General features: G+C 44.3%; 17 protein-coding genes. 15 read left to right on the top strand and 2 right to left on the bottom strand.

Annotated features, from left to right (window positions below):
* Positions 1 to 2: 2 nt before the first annotated feature.
* On the bottom strand, positions 3 to 1,283 hold the full coding sequence (locus C1A07_RS02990) for a DNA polymerase Y family protein (protein ID WP_101875797.1): 1,281 nt from the start codon (positions 1,281 to 1,283) through the stop codon (positions 3 to 5).
* 120 nt (positions 1,284 to 1,403) lie between these two features.
* Between C1A07_RS02990 and C1A07_RS02985 the strand changes: the two genes are divergently transcribed.
* The 7 genes from C1A07_RS02985 to C1A07_RS02955 all read left to right on the top strand — a co-directional run bounded on the left by C1A07_RS02985 (position 1,404) and on the right by C1A07_RS02955 (position 9,159).
* The gene (locus C1A07_RS02985) at positions 1,404 to 2,753 is read left to right on the top strand and encodes a D-alanyl-D-alanine carboxypeptidase family protein (protein ID WP_242972229.1); all 1,350 of its coding nucleotides are present in this window, start codon (positions 1,404 to 1,406) and stop codon (positions 2,751 to 2,753) included.
* Between the two features lie 118 nt (positions 2,754 to 2,871).
* Positions 2,872 to 3,714, top strand: coding sequence for a YitT family protein (locus C1A07_RS02980; RefSeq protein WP_101875796.1), 843 nt, complete (start codon positions 2,872 to 2,874; stop codon positions 3,712 to 3,714).
* 168 nt (positions 3,715 to 3,882) lie between these two features.
* Positions 3,883 to 5,337, top strand: a complete 1,455-nt coding sequence (locus C1A07_RS02975) for an acyl-CoA carboxylase subunit beta (RefSeq protein ID WP_101875795.1) — start codon at positions 3,883 to 3,885, stop codon at positions 5,335 to 5,337.
* An 18-nt stretch (positions 5,338 to 5,355) separates the two neighbouring features.
* Positions 5,356 to 6,102: an OadG family transporter subunit gene (locus tag C1A07_RS02970; protein WP_101875794.1), complete on the top strand. Its 747-nt coding sequence runs from the start codon at positions 5,356 to 5,358 to the stop codon at positions 6,100 to 6,102.
* Between the two features lie 21 nt (positions 6,103 to 6,123).
* Positions 6,124 to 6,489 (top strand): biotin/lipoyl-containing protein, encoded by a 366-nt coding sequence (locus C1A07_RS02965; protein ID WP_101875793.1) that lies wholly within the window; start codon positions 6,124 to 6,126, stop codon positions 6,487 to 6,489.
* A gap of 44 nt (positions 6,490 to 6,533) precedes the next feature.
* Positions 6,534 to 7,685 carry a sodium ion-translocating decarboxylase subunit beta gene (locus C1A07_RS02960; RefSeq protein WP_101875792.1) on the top strand — a complete coding sequence of 384 codons (1,152 nt, stop codon included), beginning with the start codon at positions 6,534 to 6,536 and terminating at the stop codon, positions 7,683 to 7,685.
* 61 nt (positions 7,686 to 7,746) lie between these two features.
* Positions 7,747 to 9,159, top strand: coding sequence for an oxaloacetate decarboxylase subunit alpha (locus C1A07_RS02955; RefSeq protein ID WP_101875791.1), 1,413 nt, complete (start codon positions 7,747 to 7,749; stop codon positions 9,157 to 9,159).
* 149 nt (positions 9,160 to 9,308) lie between these two features.
* Here the strand turns inward: C1A07_RS02955 and C1A07_RS16145 are convergent, their stop codons facing one another.
* On the bottom strand, positions 9,309 to 9,452 hold the full coding sequence (locus C1A07_RS16145; RefSeq protein ID WP_180952162.1) for a hypothetical protein: 144 nt from the start codon (positions 9,450 to 9,452) through the stop codon (positions 9,309 to 9,311).
* A gap of 261 nt (positions 9,453 to 9,713) precedes the next feature.
* Here C1A07_RS16145 and C1A07_RS02950 point away from each other — a divergent pair, with 261 nt between their 5' ends.
* From C1A07_RS02950 to radA, 8 genes are all read left to right on the top strand, one after another.
* Complete coding sequence (locus C1A07_RS02950; protein WP_101875790.1) at positions 9,714 to 11,825, top strand: SH3 domain-containing protein; 2,112 nt, start codon at positions 9,714 to 9,716, stop codon at positions 11,823 to 11,825.
* A gap of 18 nt (positions 11,826 to 11,843) precedes the next feature.
* Positions 11,844 to 13,628 (top strand): cadherin-like beta sandwich domain-containing protein, encoded by a 1,785-nt coding sequence (locus C1A07_RS02945; protein ID WP_101875789.1) that lies wholly within the window; start codon positions 11,844 to 11,846, stop codon positions 13,626 to 13,628.
* Between the two features lie 135 nt (positions 13,629 to 13,763).
* Positions 13,764 to 14,138 (top strand): GntR family transcriptional regulator, encoded by a 375-nt coding sequence (locus C1A07_RS02940; RefSeq protein ID WP_101875788.1) that lies wholly within the window; start codon positions 13,764 to 13,766, stop codon positions 14,136 to 14,138.
* A gap of 27 nt (positions 14,139 to 14,165) precedes the next feature.
* Positions 14,166 to 14,726, top strand: a complete 561-nt coding sequence (locus C1A07_RS02935) for a UvrB/UvrC motif-containing protein (protein WP_101875787.1) — start codon at positions 14,166 to 14,168, stop codon at positions 14,724 to 14,726.
* Positions 14,719 to 15,753, top strand: a complete 1,035-nt coding sequence (locus C1A07_RS02930) for an ATP--guanido phosphotransferase (protein ID WP_101875786.1) — start codon at positions 14,719 to 14,721, stop codon at positions 15,751 to 15,753. The genes C1A07_RS02935 and C1A07_RS02930 overlap by 8 nt, the downstream gene beginning before the upstream one ends.
* A gap of 19 nt (positions 15,754 to 15,772) precedes the next feature.
* Complete coding sequence (locus C1A07_RS02925) at positions 15,773 to 18,229, top strand: ATP-dependent Clp protease ATP-binding subunit (protein ID WP_101875785.1); 2,457 nt, start codon at positions 15,773 to 15,775, stop codon at positions 18,227 to 18,229.
* Positions 18,230 to 18,314: 85 nt separating this feature from the next.
* Positions 18,315 to 18,728, top strand: a complete 414-nt coding sequence (locus C1A07_RS02920; protein ID WP_101875784.1) for an endosialidase — start codon at positions 18,315 to 18,317, stop codon at positions 18,726 to 18,728.
* Positions 18,728 to 20,095 carry a DNA repair protein RadA gene (gene radA / locus C1A07_RS02915; protein WP_101875783.1) on the top strand — a complete coding sequence of 456 codons (1,368 nt, stop codon included), beginning with the start codon at positions 18,728 to 18,730 and terminating at the stop codon, positions 20,093 to 20,095. The genes C1A07_RS02920 and radA overlap by 1 nt, the downstream gene beginning before the upstream one ends.
* Positions 20,096 to 20,109: the final 14 nt, after the last annotated feature.

Here is a 20,109-nt window from a genome sequence, read left to right as displayed (position 1 = left end):
GCTTACTGGTTTCTCCATTCTTCCTGGTCTCCGTTTTTCCACAAGTGCTTATGCTTTCCCGCCGCGTGATCTACAGGAGCATTCTGCTGTAAAAAGCTGGCCCTTTTAATAATGTCAGTGCCATATTTATTTCTGATAAAATCTACAGCCTTTTCTAAATTCTGCTGTTTTCTAGTTTTTTCCGTATCAAATAAGCTGATCTGAGTAAAACTGCTGTCGTCGATTTTTCCTGCCCGTAAGCCCAGGAGACGTAAGGGAATGCCGCTCCAGGCCTCCTTCAACAGCCGGCAGGCCTCCTGATAAATCACTGAGGTGGAGTCGGTGGGACTGGAAAGGCCTGTTTGGTGGGACTGGACCTGAAACTGCCAATCCTTTAATTCCACACATACAGAGCTGCACAGCACATGATCTGCCCTAAGACGGGCGCCTACAGTCTCAGCTAAAGACAGCAGCACCTGGCAGGCCGTATTATAATCAGACACATCATGGGAGAGGGTGATGCTGTTGCCGTATCCTTTATTTACAGGAGTCCGCTCCTCCACAGGAGAATCGTCGATTCCATTGGCATACTGATGAATTAAAATAGCATATTTTTCACCTAAGTGAAGCTTTAAAATAGAAAGGTCTGCCGCCGCCAGCTGCCCGATAGTGCGGATTCCTATAGAATGCAACTTTTTTTGAGCGGCGCCTCCTACAAAAAATAAGTCTCTGATGGGAAGAGGCCACAGCTTTTCTTTGATTTCATGTAAATATAAGGTGTGGGTTTTATTAGGTTTTTGAAAGTCTGAGGCCATTTTGGCCAGCAGCTTATTGGGAGCGATGCCAATATTAACTGTAAAACCTAATTCCTTTTCAATTCGCTCTCTGATATGGTCTGCAGTTTCCCTGGGGCTGCCAAATAAATGAATGGTGCTGGTCATATCTAAAAATGCTTCGTCTATACTGAACTTTTCAATATCAGGAGTGTACTCTTCTAACAACTTTATCAGGTTATTGGAATTTTCAATATACAGTTCAAATCTGGAGGGGACGATCACAAGATGGGGACACTTTTTTAAGGCCTGAGCCAAAGGCTCGGCAGTAACAATGCCATACTTTTTTGCAGGGGCGGACTTTGCCAGCACAATGCCGTGGCGCTTGCTGGCGTCCCCTCCTACGGCGGAGGGAATTGTGCGCAGATCTAAAGCAGAAGGATTCTGTTTTAGCCTGTATACAGATTCCCAGCTTAAAAATGCAGAATTCACATCAATATGAAAAATCAAACGTTCCTGCTCCATAACCATCCTCCATTAGAAATGTCTTTTTAGTATACCAGAATGTACGTTCGGAATCAATAGAAAATCCAGGGAATAGGAAAAAGTATACCAGAATAAGATAAAGTAATGGAGAAAAAGGGGGATGCCATGAAAAAGTTAATGTCCATGTGTCTTCTGCTGGCATGTCTGGCGGCAGGGTACTTAGCTGCAGACTATGGAACTGAAATATGGTCGGCTGAGGCGGGGCGTATATGGCAGACAGATGCCGGCGAAACCAGGGAAAAGGAAACAGAAAAGGAAGGGGAGCAGCCGGAGGAAGCGGCGGTTAATACTGGAAATGCTCATCAGACAGCTCTCCAGCTAAATGCAATTTCAGCTGTTCTAATAGACGGAGATTCAGGGCGGGTACTTTATGGAAAAAACGAGAAGGAACAAAGGCCCATGGCCAGCACAACTAAGATTATGACATGTATTTTAGCTTTGGAGACAGGTAATCTGGAAGATACAGTAACAGTATCGTCTTATGCGGCGTCGCAGCCTCAGGTGCACTTAGGAGCTTCTGCAGGAACAGAATTTGCTTTAAAGGATCTGTTGTATTCTTTAATGCTGGAATCCCACAATGATTCAGCCGTAGTAATTGCAGAGCATATAAGCGGCAGCGTAGAAGGATTTGCTGATCTGATGAATCAAAAGGCCAGAGATATTGGCTGTGCTGACACCTGGTTTATTACGCCCAACGGCCTGGACGAAGAAAAAGAGGATGAAAATGGAGAGACAAAGGTTCACTCTACAACGGCTGAGGATTTAGCCAAAATATTAAGGTATTGCATTACTCAGTCTCCGGCCAGAGAAAAGTTTCTGGAAATTACAAGGACCCCGGCTTATACATTTACTGACAAAACAGGAAAGAAAACTTATTCCTGCACAAACCATAATGCTTTGCTGACTATGATGGAAGGAGCTTTAACGGGAAAAACAGGTTTTACTAATAACGCAGGATATTCATATGTGGGGGCTGTAGAAGATGAGGACCGTTTGTTTATTGTAGCTCTTTTAGGCTGCGGATGGCCGCCTCATAAAACATATAAGTGGACGGATACAAGGAAGCTGATGGAATATGCCATGGAAAACTATGAATATGAAAATGTATGGCAGGATATGAAGCTGTCCCCCATTCCGGTGGAAAATGCAGTTCCGCCGGAAGGAGATTTATCTGTTCAGACAGAGGTAAAGGTGGATGTAGAAAAAAAGGATGAGGATTTAAAAATTCTTTTAAAGGAAGGAGAGAAGGCTAAGGTGCAATGTCAAGTAGAAAAGCAGCTGACTGCACCTGTAAGAAAGGGAGACGTAGTAGGCTCTGTAGAGTATTCTCTAAACGGGCAGATATTTGGCTCTTATCCGGTAGTTGCCAAAGAAGATGTAAAACAGCTGACCTTGTCCTGGTGTTTAGAAAAAGTGGCTGCCAGCTGCCTTCCGTGGATGGAAAAAACTCCTTGATGAGAAGAGAAAAAAATGGTATAATTTCTTTAATGCTGAAGGGCGTTGCAGATCTGACGAGTAAATAGTCAGCATGTTGCAGCGCTCTTTTTGCGCATAATATCGGGGGAAATTACACATGAAAAACCTTAAAACTATAGTTAGTGTATTTGTGGGGAATACAATTCTGGCTTTTGGAATCGGGGCCTTTCTTATGAAAGCCCAGCTGATGATGGGAGGAGGAACAGGAATCGCCCTGGCACTCAACCACTATTTAAAGCTGCCGGTTTCGTCTATTGTAGGTGTCTTAAATATTGTAATGTTTGTAGTGGGAGCTTTGGTTTTGGGAAGAAAGTTCGCTTTAACTACAATTATCAGTACCTTTTATTTTCCTGTAATTTTGGCTTATGTGGAAAAAACTATAACAGCTCCTTTGACAGAGGATCTTATGTTAGCAACTTTGATCTCTGGTCTTGTAATTGGATTGGGCATCGGAATTGTGTTAAGAGCAGGGGCATCCACCGGAGGAATGGACATCCCTCCTCTGATTCTAAATAAAAAACTGGGTATTCCTGTATCGGCTTCAATCTACGTGGCGGACGTAACGATTTTGCTGCTTCAGATGACGTTTTCCAGCTTAGAAAAAGCTTTGTACAGCTTAATCTTAATATTAGTATATACAACAGTGATTGATAAAATTATGACGATAGGCACCCAGCAGATGCAGGCAAAAATTATCAGTACCCACTATGAGGAGATTAATCAGGCAATTCAGACCAGACTGGACAGGGGAACCACCCTGCTTGCCATGAAAGGCGGATATCTGAAGCAAAATTCGTATGAAGTGATGGTTGTGCTTTCTAATAGAGAGCTGGTAAAATTAAACCAATTAGTTATGGAATTTGACCCGAAAGCCTTTATGATTATTAATAAAGTCAATGAAGTCAGAGGAAGAGGGTTTACATTGCGCAAAAAAGACTAAAGCTTGAAAATTATGTAAACTAAAATGTTGATATTTTGCCAAAAACTGCTTGAAATTTTTGTTAAATCATTATACAATTATAATCGGCAGAAATTTGATTTCACAAGCAATGTTCTGTTAGAGATTTAACAACCATTGTGAAAATATTACAAAATGGAGGACTGCAAAATGAGTAATTCAGCACAAACATCAGCAAGTAATCGTATTAACCTGTTACTTGATGAGAGCAGTTTTGTTGAAATCGGCGGCTATGTAACTGCCAGAAACACAGATTTCAATATGACTGAGCAGGCAACACCTGCAGACGGCGTGGTTACCGGATATGGTACCATTGAAGGCAACCTTGTGTATGTGTACAGCCAGGACGCTTCCGTACTGGGAGGATCTATGGGCGAGATGCACGCAAAGAAAATTTCTAACATCTATGGAATGGCTATGAAAATGGGCGCGCCAGTGATCGGTTTGATCGACTGCGCAGGTCTGCGCCTTCAGGAAGCAACTGACGCTTTAAACGGATTTGGTGAACTGTATTTGAATCAGACTATGGCTTCCGGCGTAGTTCCGCAGATTTCCGCTATATTTGGCGTATGTGGAGGCGGTATGGCAGTAACAGCTGCTTTATCTGATTTCACATTTATGGAAGAGAAAAAGGGAAAATTATTTGTTAATTCTCCAAACGCTCTGGACGGCAATTATACAGGCAAATGTGACACAGCTGCTGCAGCATTCCAAAGTGAAGAGACAGGGGCAGTTGACTTTGTAGGAACTGAGGAGGACATTCTGGCTCAGATCAGAGGCCTGGTTTCCATTCTGCCGGCTAACAATGAGGACGATATGTCCTACGACGAGTGCACAGACGATTTAAACAGAGTCTGCGAAGGTCTGGAAGGCTGGGCAGGAGATACTGCAGAAGCATTAAAGGTTATTTCAGACGACAACTTCTTTATGGAAGTAAAGGGAGCGTTTGCGCCTGATATGGTAACTGGTTTTGTACGTCTGAACGGAAGCACAGTAGGCTGTGTTGCCAACCGTAAAGAAGTATACGGAGATGACGGAGAGAAGAAAGAAACATTTGACGGAACATTAACAGCTAAGGGATGTGAGAAGGCCGCAGAATTTGTTGAGTTCTGTGATGCATTTAATATTCCTGTATTAACCCTTGTAAATGTAAAAGGTTATAAAGCCTCAAAGTGTACTGAAAAAAGAATTGCAAAAGCAGCAGCTAAGCTGACATATGCTTATGCAAATGCAAATGTGCCTAAAGTTACTGTAGTAGTTGGCGAGGCATACGGTTCTGCATACCTGACCATGTGCAGCAAGTCTATTGGCGCTGATATGGTATATGCATGGCCAGGCGCTTCTATTGGCATGATGGATTCTAATGCGGCAGCAAAGATTATATATGCAGACGATATTGCCAAGGCAGATGATGCAGTAGCCCTGATTAACGAGAAGGCTGCAGAGTATCAGAAACTTCAGGCCAGTGCAGAAGCCGCTGCCAGAAGAGGATATGTTGACGACATCATTGAAGCCTGTGATACAAGAAAAAGAGTAATCGCTGCTTTTGAGATGCTGTTCACAAAGAGAGAGGAACGTCCGGCTAAGAAACACGGTACAGTATAATAACGAGGTGACAGATATATGAAAAATATAAAACGCGTATTGCTGGCACTGTGCATGATCACCTGCCTCTTCGCCATGACTGCATGCAGCAAGGCCGACACAGAGGACAACGCTTTAGATCCTGATATAGCCACTCAGGTCTGCCTTCTTTCTGAAAATTATTTCAGCTCAGTAGTATCTGTTCCAGAGGAAGATCTGGATGAGATGATCGCTGAGGCAGAAGACGCTGATGAAAAGGTGACTGCTGCTACCTTTATGACTTGGAAGGGCGTAGTAAAGGATACAGGCGACCTTGTTGCTATTGAAGGCTCCACAGCTGAAAAAGCAGATAAGGGCTATGTAGGCATCATCCAGGCACAGTTTGAAAAAAGAAATGTAGAGATTAAGATTTTCATGGACAGAACAGGCGTTCCTACTTCTGTCAGCATGGTTCCAGAATACAGCTTTGCCGAGAATATGGAAAAAGCTGCTCTGAACACTTTGTTGGGTATGGGAACTGTATTCTGCGTACTGATTTTCATCAGCTTCCTGATTTACTGCTTTAAGTTCATTAATGCTGCTGAGGCTAAGATGAGAAAGCAGTCCGAGGCGCCGGTTGCAGTTGCTCCTGCACCTGTTGCAAAAGTGGAAGAAGAGCTGACTGACGATCTGGAGCTGGTTGCTGTTATTACAGCAGCGATTGCAGCTTCTACAGGAGCCTCTGCAGACGGTCTGGTAGTTCGCTCCATCAGACGCAAAAGCGGAGCAAAATGGAAAAGAGCTTAATTTATTTAGGAGGAAAACAACATGAAAAATTATACAATTACAGTTAATGGAAATGTTTATGACGTAACCGTAGAAGAAGGCGCTTCCACAGGAGCAGCTGTAGCAGCTAAAAAAGCAGCGCCAGCAGCACCAAAGGCAGCTCCAAAGGCAGCAGCACCGGCAGGCGCAGCAGGCGGCGTAGTAGTTGCAGCTCCAATGCCAGGAAAAATTCTGGGTGTGAAAGCAAGCGCAGGACAGGCAGTTAAGAAGGGCGACGTTCTGGTAATTCTGGAAGCCATGAAGATGGAAAATGAAATTGTAGCTCCTCAGGACGGAACTGTTGCAACCATCAACGTAGCAAACGGTGACTCTGTAGAAGCAGGCGCAACTATCGCTACATTAAACTAGGATTAAGGTGGATGCAATAGGGCATTCCACATGGAGGGATTAACATGGATTATATTTCTAATACACTTGTGAATCTTCTTCAGCAGACAGCATTTGTCAATTTAACCTGGGGCAACTTCGTTATGATCGCCGTGGCTTTCATTTTCCTTTACCTGGCTATTAAAAAAGGATTCGAGCCATTGCTTCTTGTGCCGATTTCCTTTGGAATGCTGCTGGTTAATATCTACCCAGATATTATGCTGTCAATTGAAGATTCATCCAATGGAGTGGCAGGACTTCTTCACTATTTCTATTTGTTAGATGAGTGGAGTATTTTACCATCTCTGATTTTCATGGGTGTAGGCGCGATGACAGACTTCGGTCCTTTAATTGCCAACCCTAAAAGCTTCCTGCTGGGTGCGGCAGCTCAGTTTGGTATTTACGGCGCATACTTTTTAGCTATCCTTATGGGATTCAACGACAAGGCGGCAGCGGCAATCTCCATTATCGGCGGCGCCGACGGCCCTACATCTATCTTCCTTTGCGGTAAGCTGGGACAGACAGAATTTATGGGACCTATCGCTGTAGCTGCATATTCTTACATGGCTCTTGTTCCAATTATTCAGCCTCCAATTATGAAGCTGCTTACATCAGAGGAAGAGCGTAAGATTAAAATGGAGCAGTTAAGACCTGTTTCTAAGCTGGAAAAGATTTTATTCCCAATTATTGTTACTGTTGTAGTCTGCATGATCCTTCCTACTACAGCTCCTCTTGTTGGTATGCTGATGTTAGGTAACCTGTTCCGTGAGTCAGGTGTTGTAAAACAGTTGGCAGAGACAGCTTCCAACGCTTTGATGTACATTGTAGTTATCGTTCTTGGTACATCTGTAGGCGCTACTACAAGTGCTGAAGCTTTCCTGAAAATGACAACAATTAAAATCGTTGTTTTAGGTCTGGTAGCATTTGCTCTTGGTACAGCAGCCGGCGTTATATTCGGAAAGATTATGTGCAAGGCAAGCGGCGGAAAGGTAAATCCGCTGATCGGATCTGCAGGTGTATCCGCAGTTCCTATGGCAGCCCGTGTATCCCAGAAGGTTGGTTCTGATGCAGATCCTACAAACTTCCTTCTTATGCACGCTATGGGACCAAACGTAGCCGGCGTTATCGGTACAGCAGTAGCTGCTGGTACATTTATGGCTATTTTCGGTGTGAAATAAAGATACCCTTTTGGGTAGTCCGCATTTATGCGGCAAAGTATAATTTTCAGGAGGAAATAACATGGCAGAGATAGAGAAAAAGCCGGTTAAGATTGTGGAGACAGTCCTTCGTGACGCACACCAGTCTTTAATCGCAACCAGAATGACAACCGAACAGATGCTTCCTATCATTGATAAGATGGATCAGGTTGGTTACTATGCAGTAGAATGCTGGGGCGGCGCAACCTTTGATGCTTCCCTGCGTTTCTTAAAAGAAGATCCATGGGAGAGACTGCGCAAGCTGAGAGCAGGCTTTAAAAACACAAAGCTTCAGATGCTGTTCAGAGGCCAGAATATCCTTGGATACAACCACTATGCAGATGACGTAGTAGAATACTTTGTACAGAAATCTGTGGCAAACGGTATTGATATTATCAGAATCTTCGACTGTCTGAACGATATCCGCAACCTGCAGACAGCTGTAAAAGCAGCTAATAAAGAAAAAGCTCATGCGCAGATCGCTCTCAGCTATACTCTGGGAGAGGCCTACACCATGGATTACTGGAAAGACATTGCAAAGAAGATTGAGGATATGGGCGCTGATTCCCTGTGTATCAAAGATATGGCAGGACTTCTTACACCATATGCAGCAGAAGAACTGGTTTCCGCATTGAAGGAATCCACAAAACTGCCTATCGACCTGCACACACATTATACATCAGGCGTTGCTTCTATGACTTACTTAAAGGCAGTAGAGGCAGGATGTGATATTATTGACTGTGCAATGAGTCCTTTTGCTTTAGGAACCAGCCAGCCAGCTACAGAAGTTATGGTTGAGACTTTCCGCGGCACACCATATGACACTGGATATGATCAGACTTTACTGGCAGAGATCGCTGATTACTTCCTTCCACTTCGGGAGCAGGCATTAGAAAGCGGCCTTTTAAATCCAAAGGTTCTGGGCGTTAACATTAAGACTCTTCAGTATCAGGTGCCAGGCGGTATGCTTTCCAACCTTGTTTCCCAGCTGAAGGAAGCAGGACAGGAAGACAAGTACCGTGAAGTTTTAGAGGAGATTCCAAGAGTTCGTAAGGACTTTGGAGAGCCGCCTCTGGTAACACCTTCTTCTCAGATTGTTGGTACACAGGCTGTTATGAACATTATTGCAGGAGAGCGTTACAAAATAGTTCCGAAAGAATCCAAGAAGATTATGATGGGCGAATTTGGACAGACTGTAAAGCCGTTTAACCCAGAGGTTCAGAAAAAGATTATTGGAGATGAGACTCCAATTACCTGCAGACCTGCAGACCTGATTCCTCCTCAGCTGCCTCAGTTTGAGAAAGAATGCGCTCAGTGGAAACAGCAGGATGAAGATGTTTTATCCTACGCTCTGTTCCCTAAGGTAGCAGAAGAGTTCTTCAAATACAGAGAAGCTCAGCAGACAAAAGTAGATGCAGAAGCTGCAGATACTAAGAGCAAAGCATATCCTGTATAAAAAATAGGTGAGCGTCAAAGCGCGAAACTATTTGCTACCCAAAGTTCGCGTTAGCGAGGTTTGGGGTTCCCGTAGTTTTTATGGAACGAGGAACGAGTGAAATAAAAAATTACTGCCCTTCAGTTTGCATAAGCTGAAGGGCAGTTTGTTCATGTCTTCTGTTCTTTCTCTGCGTTTACACGATTCATTTCCTTTAACCTTTCTGCAGTCTTTTCTTTCCCTTTTCTGCACTGTAAATCTCCTATAGGGCAAAAGTTGCGGCAGCAGGTACAGTGTTCTGTGGCATGTTCCATATGATGCTTCCCCTTTTTCAAGAATGTGGTAATAATAAATATATACTAACATTTTCTCTTCATTAATTCAATGTAACTTCTGCGTTGGCCCTTAGATTCATTAAGGAAACCTTACAATTCAGTTTAATTGTGTGAACTTTCTTTGAATTGGTTGACATAGTCTTGGCTTTGTCATTATAATGGGTATAATGCCATAAAAAGCTAATACTTTCCTGCTATGGGAAATGAATGGTGTACTTGATATTTATAGGAGAAAAATATATGGTGAAGCACACAGCAAAGAAGAGAGCAGCCTTGCTTTTAGGGGCAGTATTAATGTTTCAGCTGCCGGCGGCAGGATTAGCTCCTTCTTATGAAACATATGCTTATACAGAGAAAAGGGCCACGGTAAAAGCCACCAGTTTAAATGTAAGAAGCGGCCCCGGCACGTCCTATTCTATTGTAGGAAAGCTGTCTAACGGAACAGGAGTGACTGTAGTAGGGGAAGACACGGCATCTGATGGAGTAAGATGGTATCAGATCCGTTTTACAGGCAGCGGGGGAGCAGAAACTATAGGTTATGTTTCCAACAGCTATTTAAGATTTCCCACAGCCTATTCTGCGGATGCAGATTTTGAAAATTTCTTAAATGAAGAAGGGTTTCCCGACAGCTATAAAGATAGTCTGAGAGCCTTACATGCAGCTCATCCCCAATGGGTTTTCAGAGCCCAGAAAACAGGGCTGGACTGGAATACTGTTATTGAAAATGAAGCGGTGGTGGGAAGAAACCTGGTGGCAAGCAGCAGCATTTCTTCCTGGAAATCTACAGCAGATAATGCCTATGACTGGAGCACAGGAGTCTGGCCGGGATTTGACGGAAGCTCCTGGGTGGCAGCTTCTGAAGATATTATCCGCTACTATATGGACCCCAGAAATTTTTTAGATGAAGATTATGTATTTCAGTTTTTACTTCAAAGATACGACGGTTCCGTACATACGGCAGACGGACTGAGAACTATGCTGAAGGGCACTTTTATGGAAAGCAACCAAACAGCAGGCGAAGGCTCATCATCAGATGGCAGTTCATCAGGGGGAACAGTTTCCGGCGGACCAGGAGGGGGAAGTACTTCCGGCTCTTCAGAAAGCTCCGGCAGCTCAGGGGAGGAAGGACCGTGGGCAGGAGGACAGCCTGGAGGAAATTCTTCCTCAGGCAGTCAGGGAAATATTGACAGCAGCGCCCCTACAGGCAGCGGAGATCAGGGGATTTCTTTTGAAGGTCCTATGGCTTCAATCAGCAGCTACAGTCTGAAAAGATTGACCAGCAGCTATGGACCGGGGATGAATATAGACGGAGACAGCCCTGGAAGCGGGGATAATACTTCCACTGTAAATATTTCTCCGTCAGGGAATATTGATTATGCCCAGGTGATTTTAAACGCCGGTTCTCAGTCAGGAGTAAATCCTTATGTGCTGGCGGCCATGATTATTCAGGAAGTGGGAAAACAGGGCAGCGACAGTGTGTCCGGAACCAGGTCCGGATATGAAGGCTACTACAACTTTTACAATATTGGAGCCTATGCTACAGACTCTATGGGAGCTGTAGAAAGAGGTTTGTGGTATGCCTCCCAGTCAGGCAGTTACAGCAGACCGTGGAACAGTCCGGAAAAAGCGATTTTAGGCGGGGCAGAATATTATGGGACAAACTTTGTCAATGTAGGCCAGGATACATTTTATTTGAAAAAGTTTAATGTGCAGGGCGCCAATTTGTACAAGCATCAATATATGACAAATATTCAGGCCGCGGCCTCAGAAGGATACCATATGGCAAGTGCGTACAATGACGACCTGAAAAACACGGCTTTGGAGTTTAAAATTCCTGTGTACAATAATATGCCTGCATCTCCGTGCGCGAAACCTACTATTACAGGCAGTCCAAACAACAAGCTGTCAGGATTAGGCGTAGACGGCTTTGCATTAACTCCAACCTTTAATATGGATACATATTCCTACGACTTGATTGTAGACCAGTCTGTTTCCAGTGTAAATGTACAGGCGGGAGCTATAGACTCTAAGGCAACAGTAAGCGGCACGGGAACTGTTGATTTACAAAGCGGAATTAATGAAATTAAGATTACAGTCAAAGCAGAAAACGGCTCTGTCCGCGAGTATGTGCTTCATGTAATCAGGCAGGCAAACGGTCCTACTTATACTCAGGGCACAGGAGGAGCAGGAACTTCACCTGGAAGTCCGGGAGGCAGCTCTTCTGACAATTCAGATACAAGCTCAGGAGGGCCTGGAGTAGTAATCGGACCGGGAGAATCACAAGGAGGAGAGGTGCTGTCTCCTTTAGGAGCAGCTCTCCGGCCGGAAAAAGAATTTGAATACCATGTATAATGAGAGGCAGGAAATACAATGAAGAAAAATAAAATGAATTTTTTAAAAGGGATTTCAGCAGCCGCCGCATTATCTGCGATGATGCTGTTCCAAACCATTACTGCCTTTGCTTCTAACGTAAGAATTGCCTTTTCAGATCCTACAGCTACAGTGGGAGCTGAGGTTACTGTGACAATGAAGGTCAGCTCTCTCAGCGGGGACGCCTTAGATCACGGAACAATTATGCTTACTTACGACGCAGCGGCGTTGGAATTTGTCAGTGGGACAAATGCCAGCGGAGGGGCAGGTTCCATCAGCGTAAAGCCTGAGGCAGACAGCGGAAATAATCAGCTGATGACTACTACTTTAAAATTTAAGGCTCTTCAAGCCGGCTCTACACAGATTACTGTTCAGGACCAGGAGATTTACGACGGGGACGCGCAGCTGGCTTCAGTAGATAAGCAGGGCAGCTCTTCTGTAACTATATCTTCCCCTGAAAGCTTTTCAGGAGATGCAACCTTAAAGTCTTTAAAGGTTTCACCAGGTACTTTAACACCGGATTTTGATCCGTCAGTAGAAAGTTACACTGTTCAGGTGGGAACTGATGTGTCTAAACTGGCTGTCAGCGCAGAGTCCAATGATTCCAACGCTACAGTTACTGTGGAGGGCAACTCTGACCTTCAAATGGGAGACAACACAGTACAGTGCAAGGTAACTGCTCAGGACGGCCAGACGAAAACTTATGTGCTTACAGTGTCCAAGGTAGAGGGCGGAGCAAGCAACACAGGAGAAGTAATCGGGGATCTGACTGCAGTAATCGGGGACGTTCAGTATACAGTTGCCACCACATTTGACAGTCTTACTCTTCCAGAGGGATTTGAGGCAGTAAATTATACATATAAGGGCAATGAAGTGACGGCTGCCAAGGGGCTGGAAAAAGATTTGCTGCTGCTTTATCTGGTAGCTGACGACGGAACAGGAGCCTTCTATATTTACAATGAATCGGCAGATACATGGACGGCTTATATGGAAATCTCCACTACCTCCAAGGCCATTGTACTTCTGCCTGTAGACAGCTCCGTAGTAATTCCAGAAGGCTTTACTGAGGGAATTATGAATCTTCAGGACGGCAGACAGGCTTCCGGTTGGGTGCCGGCAGGGGAGGAAAATCCTGAATACTGGCTGTTCTACGGAATGAACTGGAACGGAGAAAAGGCGCTGTACCGCTATGATCTGAAGGAAAACACGATTCAAAGATATCTGCAGGACCCTCCTGGAGCCGGCGGAATTTCAGATGAACAGTATAAAGAGGTTGTGACAACATATAAAGATCTTCTCCATCAATATGAGATGAGAGGCCTTGTAATCATTGGTTTGGCAGCAGGTTTGGCAGTTCTTTTGGCCGCAGTGATTCTCCTGGCTAAAAAATCAGGAGGAAAGAGAAATCCAGAGCCGGAAAGAGAAAGAAAAAATGCAGGCCGCAGCAAGGCCAGAGCAGAATTAGCAGCAGCTAAGGAGCCTGAAGATCAGATAATAGACGACGACCTGGAGATCATAGATCTGGACCATGCTTCTGAGGAAAACTTAAATAAAAATGATGAGGAAGATTTAGAAGTCGTGGACTTAGATCAGGATCTTGAGGACAGTCAGGAAATTACAGACTTAGATGATGACCTGGATATATATGAGGACTTGGAGGAGGATGATCTGGAAGCTGTAGATCTGGAAGAGGATGATTCAGAAGATGTTTCTAAGGATCAGAAGAAAAAACAAAAAGATTCAGAGGAAGATAGCGATTTTGATTTTATTGATCTGGATCTGTAATACATAGGAGTTTAAAGGCGCTGCATACAAAGGAAAACGGTTTGCAGCGCCCTTATTTTTCTTTTCCTTCTTGACGATTGGACTTCAATTTGTTACACTGTAACTATAACAGATATAACGAAAGATGGTGAGACAGTGATAGTAGAAATTGATTTTAATAGTGATGAGGCCTACTATATTCAGCTTTGCAATCAGATTATTCTGGGGATTGCTACAGAGCGGATCAGAGAAGGTGAGGTGCTGCCTTCTGTTCGCCAGATGGCAGAGTATGTGGGAATTAACATGCATACAGTAAATAAAGCATATTCTGTTTTAAGGCAGGAAGGATTTGTCAGGCTGGACAGAAGAAAAGGCGCTGTAGTTTGTTTAGATATAAATAAAATGAATGCAATAAAAGAGATGCGTCGGGAGCTGGGAGTAGTTTTAGCCAGAGGAGCATGTAAAAATATTAGCTGCAAAGAAGCTCACCAGCTGGTAGATGAAATATACAGGGAATTTTCCGGGATTTAAGAAGATATTCCGAATTGGAGGTCCAATATGTTATGTGAAAAATGTAAAATAAGAGAAGCAACAATCCAGTACACGGAGGTTGTGGATGGAGTAAAAACAGAACATAATTTCTGTACCCAATGTGCCAAAAGTCTGGACTTTGGGCAGTACTCTAATATTTTTGACAGCGATTTTCCTTTAGGAAAGCTGCTGTCCAGTTTGCTGGCTGTGGGGGACAGCAGCCAGAAGGAGGCAAAGATGGCTCAGGTAGTATGTCCTACCTGCAAAACCAGCTATGGAGAGTTTGTAAAAAACAGCCAGTTTGGCTGTCAGGACTGCTATGAAGTATTTGATTTGTTTATCAGCGATAATATTAAACAGCTTCAGGGCAGCGACAGCCACAAGGGAAAAAGGCCTAAGTATCAGCCTGCGAAAATGGAGGCGCCCAGTGAGGTGAAAGAAAAAAAGGAAAATGATTCTCCTGCAGATCAGGTAGCTATTTTAGATAGGAGGTTAAAGGCTGCAGTGGACAGAGAAGATTATGAGACGGCTGCAATGCTGAGAGATAAAATCAGAGAGATAAAGGCAGGTGAAGTGGGAAATGCTTAAATGGTTTGAACAGACAGAAAAAGAAAACCCTAATATAGTGTACAGCAGAATTCGCCTTGCCAGGAATCTGGACAGCTATGAATTTCCGGGAAAGCTTACAGAGAAGGAGGGGGCAGCTCTTGTGTGCAAGCTGAAGGAGGGGATGCGGGATATTCCCCAGGCTATTGACGACGGATATGAATTTTTAGAATTAAATCAATTAAGCTCCCTGGAAAAAACAGCTTTGAGAGAAAGGCGGCTGATTAACGAGGCCTTAGAAAAAAAGACAGAGCCGGCAGGGTTGATTTTATCTGAGGATGAAAGCTCCAGTATTATTTTAAATGGCGACGATCATATCAGAATCCAACTGCTAGGCTCTGGCCTATGTCTGGGAGGACTGTGGGAAAAGGCAGATAAGATGGACGATTTTATTAACGCCAGATTTTCATATGCATACCATGAAAAATACGGCTATTTAACATCTTATCCCACAAATGTAGGTACAGGAATGAGAGCTTCTGTGCTGATTCATCTGCCCACCCTTTCTATGGGCAAAAAGTTTACCAATTTGTTGGGAGAAATGAGCCGCTTTGGAACAAGGATTAGGGGAATATATGGAGAAGGCAGTGAAAATGCAGGATCTTTATATGTAATTTCCAATCAGAAGACTTTGGGAGTCAGCGAACAGGAGATTGTAGATTTAGTAGGCAAGGTGGCGGTCCAGCTAAATAGCCAGGAAAGTAAGGTAAGGGAGATGGCGTTGTCCTCTCATCGGTTAGAACGGACTGACGAGGCATATAAATCCTACGGCGTGTTAAAATATGCCAGAAGGCTGGCCTGGAAGGACGCTATGGTTTTCCTGTCCCATGTAATGACAGGAGTGTCAGACGGGCTTTTAACATTAAAAGAGCCTTGTTCTATTTACAGTATTATGTTGGGGATACAGAGAGCGAATCTTCAGGATGGGGCGGATAGGCCCTTAGGCAGAGAGGAGCTGGACGTGGCCAGAGCCAGCTATATCAGAAACCGTCTGCCGGAATTAAAATAATCAGGAGGATATTTACAAAATGATAGATGGATTTGAAAGATTTACTCCTCAGGCCAGAACGGCCATAGAGCTGTCCAGGGAGACAGCAAGAGAGCTGGGACATCATTCTGTGGGGACTGAGCATTTACTTATGGGTCTTCTCAGAGAAGAAAACGGCGTAGCTGCCAGAGTACTGGAGGAGTGCGGGGTACAGGAAGAAAAGGTGCTGGAATTAATCAGCGAGCTGCTTTCCTTTAATCAGGCAGTGAGAGTGGAGGAAGGAAGTTTTACGCCCAGGGCAAGAAAAATTCTGGAGAACAGCTACCATGAGGCTGTAAGATTTAAAGCTCCTTTAATTGGCACTGAACACATTTTAATCTCTATAATCAGGGAAAACGACTGTGTGGCTACCAGAGTATTAAATACTATGGGAGTATCAGTACAGAAAATTTATATAGACTTATTTGCAGCTATGGGGGAAGATGCCCCGGCTGTAAAGGATGATATACAGCCGGGAAAAAGCAGGAAGGAAACGCCTACGTTAAATACCTACAGCAGGGATCTTACAGCCCTGGCAGCAGCCGGAAAGTTGGACCCTGTTATTGGAAGAGAGACAGAGATGCAAAGGGTTATTCAGATTCTCAGCAGAAGAACAAAAAATAATCCATGTTTAATTGGTGAGCCGGGAGTGGGAAAAACAGCTGTGGTGGAAGGGCTGGCCCAAATGGTTGCCGGGGGAAATGTGCCGGAAACCATTGCCGGGAAAAGAGTGCTTACCCTAGATCTGTCAGGAATGGTTGCAGGCTCTAAGTACAGAGGAGAATTTGAGGAAAGAATCAAAAAGGTGCTGTCCGAGGTAAGAGAGGACGGGGAGGTTCTGCTGTTTATTGATGAGATTCACACCATTATTGGAGCAGGAGGGGCAGAAGGGGCCATTGACGCCTCCAACATTTTAAAACCGTCCTTAGCCAGAGGAGAGCTGCAGCTGATTGGCGCCACCACTATAGAAGAATACAGAAAATATATAGAAAAGGATGCAGCCTTAGAGCGCCGTTTCCAGCCTGTAGTAGTAGATGAGCCGTCTGAAGATGAGTCTGTAGCAATACTGAGAGGCTTAAAGGGCAAGTATGAAGAGCATCACAAGGTAACGATTACAGACGATGCGGTTTTGGCCGCGGTAAAGCTTTCAGCCAGGTATATTAACGACAGATTTTTGCCGGATAAGGCCATTGACTTGATTGACGAAGCTTCCTCTAAAGTGCGCCTTTCCAACTATGTGGAGCCTGGGGAGATGAAAGTGCTTTTGAAAGATATTGACAATCTGGAAAAGCAGAAGGAAGCGGCTATAAAATCTGAAGCATATGAAAAAGCCGGGGATATTAAAAAGCGTCAGGAAAAGAAAAAGGAAAAAATAGATAAAATTAAAGCTAAGTGGGAAAAAGATAAGGCTACCAGAAAGTTGGTTGTGGGAGAAGGAGAAATTGCAGATATTGTAGCCGGATGGACAAAAATACCGGTGAAAAAGCTGGCTGAGGAGGAGTCGGAAAGATTGAGAAAGCTGGAGGAAATTCTGCACAAGAGAGTTGTAGGACAGGACGAGGCAGTTACGGCGGTGTCCAAGGCTATCCGCAGAGGCAGAGTAGGATTAAAAGATCCTAAAAGGCCTATTGGCTCCTTCCTGTTTTTAGGACCTACCGGCGTGGGAAAAACAGAGCTTTCTAAAGCACTTTCAGAGGCCATGTTTGGAACAGAAGGCTCGTTAATCAGAGTAGATATGTCTGAGTATATGGAAAAGCACAGCGTATCTAAAATGATTGGTTCCCCTCCAGGTTATGTCGGATATGACGAGGGGGGACAGCTAAGCGAAAAGGTAAGACGGAATCCTTATTCAGTGATTTTGTTTGACGAAATTGAAAAAGCTCATCCTGATGTGTTCAATATTCTCCTTCAGGTATTAGACGACGGCCACATTACAGATGCACAGGGCAGAAAAATAGATTTTAAAAATACAGTGCTGATTATGACTTCCAACGCAGGGGCGGAAAATATTATTTCCCCTAAGAGGCTGGGATTTGCTTCTGCCAGCGATGAAAAGGAAAATTACCGTTTTATGAAGGAAAGGGTGATGGAGGAGGTAAAACGGCTGTTTAAACCGGAGTTTTTAAACAGAATCGACGATATTATTGTATTCCATCCGTTAAACCGTCAGCACATTAAGCAAATTGCTGAGATTATGATTTCTGTAATAGGAAAGAGAACTGTGCAGCAGATGAATTTAAATCTTATAGTAGACGATAAGGCTAAAGAGTTTTTAATTGATAAGGGCTATGATGAAAAGTACGGGGCAAGGCCTTTGCGCCGTACAATTCAAAGCTATATAGAGGACAGACTAGCAGAGGAAATTTTAGATGGCAAGGTAAAAGGCGGGGATACAGTGGAGGTAACAGAGGAGGACAAGATGCTTAAATTTTCTGTTATGGAAACCATAAACCACTAGCAAAATCACTATGGTTAGTGTATAATTTGAATATCAGTCAGCTTAGCAGACGAGAGGATAAGAAAGATACCAGGAGGACATAAACATGCCAGTAATTGAAGAATTAATCCGCACAGAGCAGGATGGATCCATCAGTTTCGGAAACTACAAATTAAGCCAGAAAACTAAATTACAAGACTTTGAGCACAACGGAGATTTATATAAGGTTAAAACTTTTAAGGAAATTACAAAGCTGGAAAGAAACGGTATGTTTGTATATGAATCTGTGCCTGGAACGGCGGTAGAGCATTTCAGGGAGACAGGAGACAGTGTAGAATTTACAGTAGAGGGAGATCAGGACGCCCAGATCACGATCCAGGTAGAGGACGGTAGAGAGTACGAAGTGTTTGTAGACGAAGCTGCAGTAGGAGGCATGGTAACTAATATAAGCGGAAAGCTGGTAGCCAGCGTAGAGCTTAGCGAGGGAGTGGCCGTATCGGTCAGAATTGTGGGGAGATAATGGCAAAAAGCAAGACGGTATATTTCTGTAAGGAGTGCGGATTTGAATCCCCAAAGTGGATGGGCCAGTGCCCGGCCTGCAAGGAATGGAATACCTTTGTAGAAGAACCCGTCATAAAAAGAGAAAAGTCCGGTGTATCCGGACTTTTAAGGAGAACGCCGGCAGCAAAGCCGGCGTTCTTAAATGAGATTTCTTTAGATGACGGAGACAGGATTCCAACAGGATTTGAAGAGCTGGACAGGGTTTTAGGAGACGGAATTGTGGCGGGTTCTCTGGTGCTTGTAGGGGGAGATCCTGGAATCGGAAAGTCCACCCTTTTGCTGCAGGTGTGCAGAAATATTGCCGCCGCAGGGAAAAAGGTACTGTATATTTCCGGGGAGGAATCTTTAAAGCAGATTAAGCTGAGAGCCAACCGTATTGGACAGGTTACAGGAGACCTGCGTTTTTTGTGCGAGACAAATCTGGAGGCTATAGAAGAATCTATCAGAGAAGAAAAACCTGATATGGTGGTTATTGATTCCATTCAGACCATGTACAGGGAGGAAATAAGTTCCGCCCCAGGCAGCGTCAGTCAGGTGAGAGAGTCTACCAATCTTTTGATGCAGCTGGCTAAGGGGCTGGGAATCGCTGTTTTTATTGTAGGCCATGTGACAAAAGAGGGAGTGGTGGCAGGTCCCAGAGTGCTGGAGCATATGGTGGACACAGTGCTGTACTTTGAGGGGGACAGAAGCGCTGCTTACAGAATCCTTAGAGGAGTAAAAAACAGGTTTGGCTCTACAAATGAAATCGGCGTGTTCGAGATGGAGGAGAAAGGCCTGCGCCAGGTGAAAAATCCGTCGGAGTTTATGTTAAACGGCCGGCCGGAGGACGCATCCGGGGCAGTGGTGGCATGTTCTATGGAGGGCACCAGACCTATTTTAGTGGAGGTTCAGGCCCTTGTAACTACCACTAATTTTGGAATGCCCAGAAGAACCGCGGCGGGAACAGATTACAACAGAGTAAATCTGCTTATGGCAGTTTTAGAAAAGCGATGCCGTTATGAAATGTCCAGATATGACGCTTATGTAAATATTGCAGGAGGCATGAAAATGAATGAACCTGCATTAGACCTGGCTATTGTTATGGCCTTGATTTCCAGCTTAAAGGACAAACCTGTCAGCCCCGGGACCATTATATTCGGGGAGGTAGGATTGTCGGGGGAGGTGAGGGCAGTTTCCCAGGCAGAGCAAAGAGTAAACGAGGCTGTGAAACTGGGATTTGACACCTGTATTTTACCGGAAATATGTCTGGAAAAAATAAAACGGACAGATAAAATCCGCCTTATAGGCGTAAAAAATCTGAGAGAGGCTATCAGTGCAATTACCTGAGAAATCAGGCGAAA

This window comes from Lachnoclostridium edouardi (assembly GCF_900240245.1).
GTDB classification, from domain to species: domain Bacteria; phylum Bacillota; class Clostridia; order Lachnospirales; family Lachnospiraceae; genus Lachnoclostridium_A; species Lachnoclostridium_A edouardi.
This window is presented reverse-complemented; position numbering and strand designations above follow the sequence as displayed.

Coding starts and splice junctions, on each gene's coding strand:
- C1A07_RS02990 (WP_101875797.1), bottom strand. CDS start 1,283: ATGGTTATGGAGCAGGAACGTTTGATTTTTCATATTGATGTGAATTCT.
- C1A07_RS02985 (WP_242972229.1), top strand. CDS start 1,404: ATGAAAAAGTTAATGTCCATGTGTCTTCTGCTGGCATGTCTGGCGGCA.
- C1A07_RS02980 (WP_101875796.1), top strand. CDS start 2,872: ATGAAAAACCTTAAAACTATAGTTAGTGTATTTGTGGGGAATACAATT.
- C1A07_RS02975 (WP_101875795.1), top strand. CDS start 3,883: ATGAGTAATTCAGCACAAACATCAGCAAGTAATCGTATTAACCTGTTA.
- C1A07_RS02970 (WP_101875794.1), top strand. CDS start 5,356: ATGAAAAATATAAAACGCGTATTGCTGGCACTGTGCATGATCACCTGC.
- C1A07_RS02965 (WP_101875793.1), top strand. CDS start 6,124: ATGAAAAATTATACAATTACAGTTAATGGAAATGTTTATGACGTAACC.
- C1A07_RS02960 (WP_101875792.1), top strand. CDS start 6,534: ATGGATTATATTTCTAATACACTTGTGAATCTTCTTCAGCAGACAGCA.
- C1A07_RS02955 (WP_101875791.1), top strand. CDS start 7,747: ATGGCAGAGATAGAGAAAAAGCCGGTTAAGATTGTGGAGACAGTCCTT.
- C1A07_RS16145 (WP_180952162.1), bottom strand. CDS start 9,452: ATGGAACATGCCACAGAACACTGTACCTGCTGCCGCAACTTTTGCCCT.
- C1A07_RS02950 (WP_101875790.1), top strand. CDS start 9,714: ATGGTGAAGCACACAGCAAAGAAGAGAGCAGCCTTGCTTTTAGGGGCA.
- C1A07_RS02945 (WP_101875789.1), top strand. CDS start 11,844: ATGAAGAAAAATAAAATGAATTTTTTAAAAGGGATTTCAGCAGCCGCC.
- C1A07_RS02935 (WP_101875787.1), top strand. CDS start 14,166: ATGTTATGTGAAAAATGTAAAATAAGAGAAGCAACAATCCAGTACACG.
- C1A07_RS02930 (WP_101875786.1), top strand. CDS start 14,719: ATGCTTAAATGGTTTGAACAGACAGAAAAAGAAAACCCTAATATAGTG.
- C1A07_RS02925 (WP_101875785.1), top strand. CDS start 15,773: ATGATAGATGGATTTGAAAGATTTACTCCTCAGGCCAGAACGGCCATA.
- C1A07_RS02920 (WP_101875784.1), top strand. CDS start 18,315: ATGCCAGTAATTGAAGAATTAATCCGCACAGAGCAGGATGGATCCATC.
- radA (WP_101875783.1), top strand. CDS start 18,728: ATGGCAAAAAGCAAGACGGTATATTTCTGTAAGGAGTGCGGATTTGAA.